The organism is Caballeronia eucalypticola (genome assembly GCF_047608185.1).
Classification (GTDB): domain Bacteria; phylum Pseudomonadota; class Gammaproteobacteria; order Burkholderiales; family Burkholderiaceae; genus Caballeronia.
Genome location: NZ_JBLKRU010000019.1, coordinates 141381 through 150390, shown reverse-complemented (window position 1 = coordinate 150390; position 9010 = coordinate 141381). Strand labels below are relative to the sequence as shown.

The following is a 9010-nucleotide window of genomic DNA, read 5'->3' as shown; positions in this document are numbered from 1 at the left end:
TGCGTATGCGCCGCATTTACGACCAGTTAAGCCGCTGTCGTGCCGGGCAACAACCTGTCAAACTCCCGTTTGACAACGCCATAGCACTCGCAAACGCGTTCTTCCACGCCAGTTCGATTCAATACCTCGATGTGCCCGTGGCTATAGCGGATAAGCCCCGCCTCTTGTAGCTTGAGCGCTGCTTCGGTTACGCCTGAGCGCCGAACACCGAGCATGTTCGCAATGAGTCCTTGTGTCATTTTGAGTTCGTTGGAAGGCAGTCGGTCAATGCTCAGCAAAAGCCACCGACACAATTGTTGGTCGATGGAATGATGGCGATTGCATACGGCCGTTTGCGCCATCTGCGTGATTAACGCCTGTGTATATCGTAGCAACAGGCGCTGAACCGGTCCGGCTCGACGAAACTCCTCTTTCAGAACATGCGCTCCCAGTCGATACGCTTCCCCGGCGCTTTGCACCACGGCTCTGCTTGGGGTCGTTTCCCCGCCCATAAATAGCGAAATTCCGACCAGTCCCTCGTTGCCAACAATCGCGATTTCCGCTGATGCACCATCCTCAAGAACATAAAGCAACGATACGATTGAGGTGGTCGGAAGATAGACATGCTCGAGTTGATCCCCAGACTCGTACACGACTTTACCAAGCGGCATTTTAACTAGCACTAAATGCGGCAATAGCCGGTCCAACTCAGCCTTTGGCAGCACCGACAAAAGACAATTTTCTCTAGGCTTTTCGCTACTCACCATAGTGGCCTCAAAAGTTAAACTGGAAAGTGCCGGGTTTGGCGGCCGCAGAACACAGCTCATCGAAGGTGAAACCACAAGCAGCTTACCGCGTCATAGATGCCGCTATTTTCTCCGCCACCATAATGATGGGCGCGTTGATGTTGGCGGACGGAACCTTCGGAAGGATCGAACCGTCGACGATACGCAGGTTGCTGACGTGATGTACGCGGCCAAGCTCGTCGGTCACGGCGTTTTCGTCGGTACCCATCCGGCACGTGCTCGTCGGATGATGTTCAGTATTGGCAACATTACGCAGCCAGGCTGCCATATCAGCATCGGAGTCGCTCAGGTTCGGCGTGTCGATAGCCTCACCTCTATAACGCGACCATACCGATTGGTTCGCCATCTCCAAGGTGCGGCGAATGCCATTTACCATCTCTCCAATGTCTCGATCATCGGTGAGATAGTTGAACCGGATTGCTGGCTTCTGCGCCGGGTCAGCCGATTTCAGGGTGACGCTGCCGCGACTGTACGGCCTCATCTGGCTGACAAAATACTGGAAGCCATCCGATATCGTGACCTTCCCAGACTGAAAGTCCGCGAGGAACGGCAGGAACTCGTGTTGCATATTGAAGTAGTCGATGTCGTCGCTGCTTTTGAAGAACGCCCCGACTTCAAAGAAATTTGTCGCTCCAAGCCCTGTCTTGAAGAGTGACCATTCAACGCCGAGCTTCAGTCGACCAAATGTATTAAGTTGCTGGCGTATCGAAACACCATTTGGAGTACGGAACCGCAACGGCGCCACGACATGGTCTTGAAGATCCGCGCCAACGCCAGGCAGATGAGCGCGAGAATCGATTCCATGTTGTTGCAACTGCGTGCGATCACCTATGCCCGACAACATCAGAAGGTGTGGTGAGCCAATCGTGCCCGCGGACAGAATAACTTCACGAGCTGCTCGTACCTCTTTCTGCTCGTTTTTTTGTTTCAATGTCACACCGCTCGCCGCATTGCCGTCGAAGTTAATCCGCTCGACAAGGCAGTCCGTCATGACAGTGAGGTTTCTACGCTTCAGGGCAGGCTCCAGATAGGCGAGGCTCGTGCTGCACCTGACTCCGTTGCGGATGTTAGCCTGCGTTATGTGCACACCTTCCTGCTCGCCGCTGTTGTAGTCACCCGCATCACGCAGACCGAACTCCTGGCCTGCCTGCAGGAACGACCGATACAGCGGGTGATCTGCCTTGCTGCGCACGACCGTGATTGGGCCTGACCCACCTCGTCTCGGGTCGCGTCCATCTTCAAACGTTTCCATCCGCCGAAAATAAGGCAAACAGTCTTCAAAATTCCATCCCTCGACGCCGACGTCGCGCCAGCTGTCGTAATCTTTCTTGTTTCCTCGCACGTACACCATGCCATTGATTGATGAGCTGCCCCCGAGACAACGCCCGCGTGCCTGACCGATAATACGGCCGTGGAGTTCAGGTTCTGGTTCGCTTTCAAACTTCCAGTTGAAAACATCACTCTCAATAGGAAAAGTAAGCGCGGCCGGCATCTGGATAAATATGCTTTTGTCGCTGGGGCCGGCCTCGATAAGACAAACCTCGACCGCCGGATCCTCCGTCAATCGATTAGCGAGGACACAGCCCGCAGAGCCCGCGCCGACTATGACGTAGTCAAATTCTCGAACGTTGCTGCTCATGACTTAATCCAGTGCAAGATTGCTGCTGTTCCGATGCACGCCTGCGATGCCACCCTGGCAGGCGATCGGGTTTTTTAAAAGATAACGCGTTAGGCTTCGCGGCTGCGTCGCCTCCCATGTGCTTCACACTCCAAGCTTAGGCACCCGTACGTCAACTTCGGGATCTCGTGACGGCACGCTGGACTCGCTGTCAACGACATACCGGGAGAGTGTTTTCCAATTCGTACGGCCGCTTCTCTGGAGGCGCCACAACATAAGCAACCCTGCGACCAGCAGAATGCCGAACGCGACCGGTGCGTAGCTAACCGGTGGATCGGGCAATGGCACGAGAGAGTAGTACAAGACAAAGCACAGCGCGATTGTCGATATGACAGGGAAGATGATGTGAATCAGTACATTGAGTTCACGGCGCGCCGTCGTCAGAAAATAACGTGCGACACCGATATTGCCCATCAGGTAGACGAAGACGTAGATGATGGTCGCAAGCGTACCAAGCATAAAGAACGATTGGTCGGGTGCGAGGAAACCTCCTCCCACTACGCCAACGATGAGCGCCAGCACCGTTTGAGCAATAACGGCTGTGTACGGGGTGTGATGAACAGGATGGATGCGATTCAGCCACTGCGGCATCGCCTCCGCGCGCGCCATCGCATACCAGTTGCGAGTTGAGTCGACCGTGCACGCAATGCAAACTGCGATACCGGAATTCAGCAGCGCAAGCAGCACAAGCAGCCATCCGTGGCCCCACAGCCGATGAGCCACGACAAACGCCGGGTTTTCCTTCGAATTCGCGAGACCATCCAGATGCTGCGTGCCCCAGCCGATTTGAATTCCCCACGCACAGAAGACATAGTAAATACCCAGAAGGATCATCGAGCCAATAATCGCTTGGGGAATCACCTTGCGTGGGTTGCGGGCTTCCTCTGCGACGGCCGCTGCGCCTTCCCATCCCGTGAATGCGAAGATGGAAAGCACAACCGCTAGGAAGAAACCATGTGACGAAGTGCTGCTGGCCGGGTTGAAGCCAGAAAACGTTATTCCTCCCGGTCCGGGCGACACCAGTCCCGAGATACTCAATCCAGCTACGATCAACATCTCAACGATGGAGAGTACCGTGAGCATCTTCCCAGACGCGCGGATGCCTTTGTATCCCGTGTACCCCACCACCAGAAGAATGGCACAGGTGATCAGTTGCCATGGGATGTTCACGCCGTAGTTCTGCTGCAACTCGGTCTGCAAAACAAACCCTGTGTAAGAGGCAAGCCCTCCAGGAATCAACGCTACGACCCATGAGTAAAGCCATCCAACCATAAATCCGGAGCGCGGGCCAACTGTTGCGCTGACGTACGTGTAAAAGCCGCCGGCCGAAGGCAGATGTTTCCCGAGTTGGGCAAGGGAGATTGCGACGACCAAGCCGATGATGAATGCCGCGATGTAGGTCGAGGGGGCGCCCATACCAGCCTGTTGAGTGTTGAAAGCGATCGTCGTCAGGACGCCGACTGCTGGCGCAATCTGAGCAATGCTCTGCATCAGGACCGTGGGCAGTCCGACCGAGTTGCGTTGAAGGCTACGCACTGCTCCCGAATCATCATTGATCACAGGGATTCTCCTTAATCAGTAGTTAGGCGAGGCAGCGATGCGTTCGTCCTCGGTGTAAATTTAGTATTAACGCACGAAAACGTGCAGTCAAGTCTCGAAATCGTGCAACTTGAAATACACCGGTCTCAAAGCGACGCAAAGAGGTTTGCGGGTGCCGGATCCCGAGCCTCGCGAGCGGCGCATATTTGCGCCGTTGAGTGGTCTGGAGGTCAGTAGTGACGCGGGTTTGCCGGGATCTTTGCTTATGAAGTGATCGTTGCTCTGTATTTGCCAACGACGCTTGCGCGATCCGTACTCAGGACTTACCCTGATATCGGTTATAAGGCGGGTCTTGCCGGCGCCCTGGCTAACTGGGCAGGATCAAGCCAGACGCTGTTGTTCCCCCAGGAATCCGGCCGAAATTTGCGCGGATGCCCTATCACTTGGGCGTTGAGGCGCTTTTATGGCCGGGCGACCTGAAGCTTCTCGCCATACTTATTCAGATTTTTTATGGGGCGCTGGTCGTCGGTGATCACGTGATCAATGGCGTCGAGCAAGCAGACATGCGCCAACGCCCGGTATCCGATCTTTGAGCTGTCTGCCAGAACGACCGTTCGTTCTGCTGCGGCAATCATCGCTTGCTTCACTGGAATTTCAACGGTGTTTATGTTGGTGATGCCACTTTCGAAATGCACGCCCTCGGCCCCCAGGAAGGCCCAGTCGACGTGCATATGCTCGAATTTCTTGGTCGTGTCCGGCCCCACCAGCGTGTAAACGTTATGAAGCATCACACCGCCCGCTACGTGCAGCGTGATGCTTGGGTGTTGCGAAAGTTGCATCGCCGTCATCAAGTCGTTTGTTATCACCGTGATATTTTTCCTCGCTTTCAAGGCGAGGGCGAGGTAGAACACAGTCGAGCCGTTATCCAGGATCATCGACTGACCGTCTTTGATCTCACTCAGAGCAGCAGCGGCGATGCGCGTTTTCTCCTGCGTGTTCAGGTTGCGGCGAATGTTGTACGGCGTGTCCCCTTCGGAAGCATCTTGCGCGGGGAGCAATCCCCCATGGGTACGTATAACCCTTCCCGTCTTTTCCAGGGACATCAGGTCCCGCCGGATTGTCGATCCGTCAACGGAGAATAGTTCGGACAGTTCACCGGCGTTGACGTAGCCGCGGGCTCTTAAGAGTTCAACTATCTGGTCACGTCGCTCGGTAGCAGTCATTGGCGGCAATCGGATTGTCTAAGCTGGTTGGAAGGCAAATCCGGGCAATCTTGTGTGCATCTAGGCCGTACTTACCCAAGTGCCCTCGGTCCTTACGTGCAATTGCTGCACGTCTGCGTGCATCTTACCGATACCAGGTTTGGTTTTGTAGTGGGCCGCCGTCGCCTCCCCGCGCAATGCGAGCAACCAGCGCTAATGAAAAAGAACCGCTGACCCGCGGGGTAAAGAGTCCAGCGCTCGGCTAATCTTGGCGTAATACGATGTCTCTGCCGCCCTGACATCCCTGATACGTTCGGGATGACTGTAACACCGACATGCCTAGCTCGAAAATGTGCATTGACCGCACGATATCGTGCATATATTATTGGTTCATTCTGTCTTGGGAGTCCGAGCGTGCGCATGCAAAATCACTTCAGTCCTTACGAGCAGGACATTAGCGATCAGTTAATAGCGATCGCCGATCAGCTCGCCTACGAACTGCCGCCATCGCTGCACCAATTGGAACTCTCCGCTTATGACCGGATCGTCTTGACCGGCATGGGATCTTCGCATTACGCGACTATTCCAATCGAGCGGGACCTTGCTGCGCGTGGCTTACCGGTCTGGCGCATCGACACAGGTACCCTCCTCGACTTTCCTGAGCTCGTTACCGGCAAAACTTTGCTCTGGGCGACATCTCAGTCCGGCATGAGCGGAGAAATCGTTGCTCTGTTGGACAAGCTCGATGGTACGACGCGACCCGCGACCATCATCGGTGTGACCAACGACGAGCAGAGCACGCTCGCAAGGCGAGCCGATATTCTCGTGGCGCTTAAAAGCGGTTCCGAAGCGACTGTTAGTTCGAAGAGCTATGTGAACACCTTGATTGCGCAATACCGGATCACGCTAACACTTCGTCATGCAGATGAAGCCCCTCTTATTGCCGGGATCCGGGCAGCAATGGCTGAGTTCGCTCGCTTAATCGATGATAGAAGTGCCGTCCAGTCGATAGTCAGTCAAGCTTTCCGCGAGGGCGGCGAGCCTCGTCTCGCACTAGTTGGTATTGGTGCGGATGGTGCAACCGCAATGACTGGCGCTCTTATTCTGAAGGAAGCCTGCAAAGTGATGGCCGAAGGGTATTTGAGTGGAGAATTCCGTCATGGCCCTATGGAGACTTCAGGCCCGGGGATGATCGCGTTACTCATTGGCGATGGCACAGATGCTACGCTGCAGGCGCTTTCCGAAGACCTGACAGCGAACGGGACAGAAGTTGTGACAATTGGGCCCAAAGCGTATGGGCGCAGCCAGCAACTGAGGACCACTGCATCGCGAGAGATCGTTCGGATAATCGCCGGCATGCTTTACGTTCAACACTTCACCGTTTTGATCGCACGTGCAAAAGGATTGGTGCCCGGCGAGTTTTTCTACGGCAGGAAGATTACGGTGACGATATGAGTCCCGATCAAGACAACAATGTTCGTGCAGGAATTGACCTTGGTGGAACAGGTGTTCGTATTGTCATCTCGAGTGAAGGTCGCGAGCTGGCCAGTCTGACTGTACCAACCGCATCGTTTAATCCATTGAGCCAGTCCGAACGTGTGGCAAAACTCGTCGGCAGCATTCGGGAACTGGTCCCGAGCGGAAAAAAACTTCTCGCGCTCGGGATAGGCGCCAGTGGTCCCGTGAACATACGGACAGGTGTAATAGAAAACGAGGACACACTGCCGGTGTTCTCGAATTTTCCACTCGTGGATGAGTTGTCTAGCGCGTTCGATCTAAAAGTACACATCGACAACGATGCGGTTACGGCGGCGCTGGGGGAATATTATCTTGGCGCGGGCGTCGGAAGTAGACGCATGCTTATGGTCACCTTGGGTACGGGCATCGGCGTCGCGTTACTGATAAAAGGACGACCGTTCAGGGCAGCCGATGGCTCACACCCAGAAGCTGGACATATTCCCGTCTCGAGCAATCCCATTCGATGTTATTGCGGTCTGCAGGGGTGCTGGGAGTGCCTTGCATCACGCACGTGGTTGCAGCGTGAGTTGCAAAAGCTACTGCCCGACATGGCGTACGAAAACCAGGACCTGCCGTTCTTCCGCAAACAGTGCAAACAGGATCCGAAGGTACAGGATGTATTCAGGCGATATGGACGATATGTCGGACGTGGACTGAACACTTTACTGATGCTGTACGGTCCGGACATCACGATCTTAAGTGGTAGCGCGGCTCGTCTTTATCCCCTATATCAAGCGGGTGTAGAAGAATCGCTTATACGATCCAAAGGATTTACAGTCAATTCAAACATTGTCCAATCGCTACTTGGAGACGCAGCAGGCGCAGCGGGTGCGGCACTGCTTCCACCGCTTCCGCCTCTTTAAGCGCGACCTGGCAGATATCAGGAATCGCGAATAGGTAACTATCAACCGCCCCTATGCACTTATTCACTGATTCCGACCCGTGAAACAGTCAGACTTTGCTTGTCGCGTTCGAGTGATTGCTACCTCCGCACAATTCGAAGGCTGTGCCCTATGCCCGCGCAGATTCGGATGCTGTCGGAATTGATGCCGACGAGCCCCGAGCCACATAGAGGAGTAGCAAAGATGGCGAATACTGGCACAAAGTCCACCATTGCCGTCCGCCCAAGTTGTGCGGCGGACCTGGAGAATATCGCAGCCGTACATCACGAGAGCTTTGCTAGACAAAGCCATTCGATGGAATGGGTGACGGCCACCGCTCATGGGTATCCGCGGATGCGCTACTTCGTCGCTCAATGTGGAAGCGACATTGTCGGATATGTCGTATGGGCCGAGAAAAGCGGATTCCGAACTGAAGTGGTGCTCGAACTTGAGCAAATCGCGGTGTTGCCAACTTATCGAGGTCAAGGTATCGGGCGTGCCCTCGTCGGATCTCTACTTGACGTCAACGAGGCACTCCGAGCCCGAGGCGCCCGTGTAAAATCGATTCTGATTACAACTCGCTCCGATAATCACGCGTGGCGTCTGTATCAATCGGCATTGGGCGCAAAAGTTCAAGCGGTGATTACTGACCTCTATTCTGCGGACGAAGTGATCATGGTCGCGGCGGATCCCATTGCCCACCTTGCCAAAGGGGCTCACATATGATCAAGTGGACCGACACCCGGTGCCACGCTTAGCGTTCGGGAGGACCAAAGAGGCATTGTTGACATGCAAGGGAAGACTGGCAAACAAAGTTTTGTGATGGAGCGTGCCCCAAAAGCATTACGGCCTCGGCCCAAGACCGCTCGGTAGTCCGACGATTCGTGGCTTGTGGGGGTCGGCGGCGGTCCCGCTTGATCGGCCTGGCTTGTTTTGCCCCGCTGCACGCAGCCCTTGAGTCGCCGTCGGCACTAACAGTTCTGACATGCTTTCTTCACTTGCCAATGTTTAATAACAATATCCAATCATCGAGATTACGGCGTCTCGTATCCTATGGCAAATGATGCGGCGGTCCGAGCAAGCGGTGCCGCTTGCTACTCCGGAGACTGGGCCGCCTGCTGCCGCCTCCTCCACGAGGGAAGCATTCTGTTACGTCACCTCGTGTTCGGTTCACCGCCTGACCGAGCACACTGATAGACCCAGGTGCAGTTGTTCGTGTTCGATGAACTTCGAAACGTGCTGTTTGGCGAGGTATGTAGTAGCGTCGGCTGCTGACAGCGCTTCGCGCATCAGTGCGATTGCAACAGCGCTAGCCTTGATCGGCAGCGTCGACACGACCGAGCGCGTGGCGAATAAACAGCGGCTCACCGATTTCGCCGCCCCCTCCCGGATTTTCTGGGTAAGTGC

Annotated in this window: 8 protein-coding genes; 3 read left to right on the top strand and 5 right to left on the bottom strand. The window is 55.1% G+C overall.

Annotation, left to right across the window (positions count from 1 at the left end; all coding sequences use genetic code 11):
* Nucleotides 1–26 precede the first annotated feature (26 nt).
* The 4 genes from ACMX25_RS22235 to ACMX25_RS22220 form a co-directional block, all read right to left on the bottom strand.
* Entirely contained in the window at nt 27–746 is a 720-nt protein-coding gene (locus ACMX25_RS22235; RefSeq protein ID WP_414952219.1) for a Crp/Fnr family transcriptional regulator, read from the bottom strand.
* An 82-nt stretch (nt 747–828) separates the two neighbouring features.
* Entirely contained in the window at nt 829–2424 is a 1596-nt protein-coding gene (locus tag ACMX25_RS22230) for a GMC family oxidoreductase (RefSeq protein WP_414952226.1), read from the bottom strand.
* Between the two features lie 123 nt (nt 2425–2547).
* Nucleotides 2548–4023, bottom strand: coding sequence for an APC family permease (locus ACMX25_RS22225; RefSeq protein ID WP_414952225.1), 1476 nt, complete (start codon nt 4021–4023; stop codon nt 2548–2550).
* Between the two features lie 440 nt (nt 4024–4463).
* On the bottom strand, nt 4464–5225 hold the full coding sequence (locus ACMX25_RS22220; protein WP_414952224.1) for a DeoR/GlpR family DNA-binding transcription regulator: 762 nt from the start codon (nt 5223–5225) through the stop codon (nt 4464–4466).
* Nucleotides 5226–5624: 399 nt separating this feature from the next.
* On the opposite strand from ACMX25_RS22220, the gene ACMX25_RS22215 reads away from it, so the two are divergent.
* The 3 genes from ACMX25_RS22215 to ACMX25_RS22205 all read left to right on the top strand — a co-directional run bounded on the left by ACMX25_RS22215 (nt 5625) and on the right by ACMX25_RS22205 (nt 8329).
* Nucleotides 5625–6659 (top strand): SIS domain-containing protein, encoded by a 1035-nt coding sequence (locus ACMX25_RS22215; protein WP_414952223.1) that lies wholly within the window; start codon nt 5625–5627, stop codon nt 6657–6659.
* Complete coding sequence (locus tag ACMX25_RS22210; protein WP_414952222.1) at nt 6656–7585, top strand: ROK family protein; 930 nt, start codon at nt 6656–6658, stop codon at nt 7583–7585. Before ACMX25_RS22215 ends, ACMX25_RS22210 begins: the two co-directional genes overlap by 4 nt.
* Nucleotides 7586–7807: 222 nt before the next feature.
* Nucleotides 7808–8329, top strand: coding sequence for a GNAT family N-acetyltransferase (locus ACMX25_RS22205; RefSeq protein WP_414952221.1), 522 nt, complete (start codon nt 7808–7810; stop codon nt 8327–8329).
* 444 nt (nt 8330–8773) lie between these two features.
* Here the strand turns inward: ACMX25_RS22205 and ACMX25_RS22200 are convergent, their stop codons facing one another.
* Nucleotides 8774–8971 (bottom strand): hypothetical protein, encoded by a 198-nt coding sequence (locus ACMX25_RS22200; protein WP_414952220.1) that lies wholly within the window; start codon nt 8969–8971, stop codon nt 8774–8776.
* Nucleotides 8972–9010 lie beyond the last annotated feature (39 nt).

Excerpts from the sequence above, each read along its gene's own strand:
- ACMX25_RS22215 (WP_414952223.1), top strand. The coding sequence starts at position 5,625 with ATGCAAAATCACTTCAGTCCTTACGAGCAGGACATTAGCGATCAGTTA.
- ACMX25_RS22235 (WP_414952219.1), bottom strand. The coding sequence starts at position 746 with ATGGTGAGTAGCGAAAAGCCTAGAGAAAATTGTCTTTTGTCGGTGCTG.
- ACMX25_RS22210 (WP_414952222.1), top strand. The coding sequence starts at position 6,656 with ATGAGTCCCGATCAAGACAACAATGTTCGTGCAGGAATTGACCTTGGT.
- ACMX25_RS22230 (WP_414952226.1), bottom strand. The coding sequence starts at position 2,424 with ATGAGCAGCAACGTTCGAGAATTTGACTACGTCATAGTCGGCGCGGGC.
- ACMX25_RS22220 (WP_414952224.1), bottom strand. The coding sequence starts at position 5,225 with ATGACTGCTACCGAGCGACGTGACCAGATAGTTGAACTCTTAAGAGCC.
- ACMX25_RS22205 (WP_414952221.1), top strand. The coding sequence starts at position 7,808 with ATGGCGAATACTGGCACAAAGTCCACCATTGCCGTCCGCCCAAGTTGT.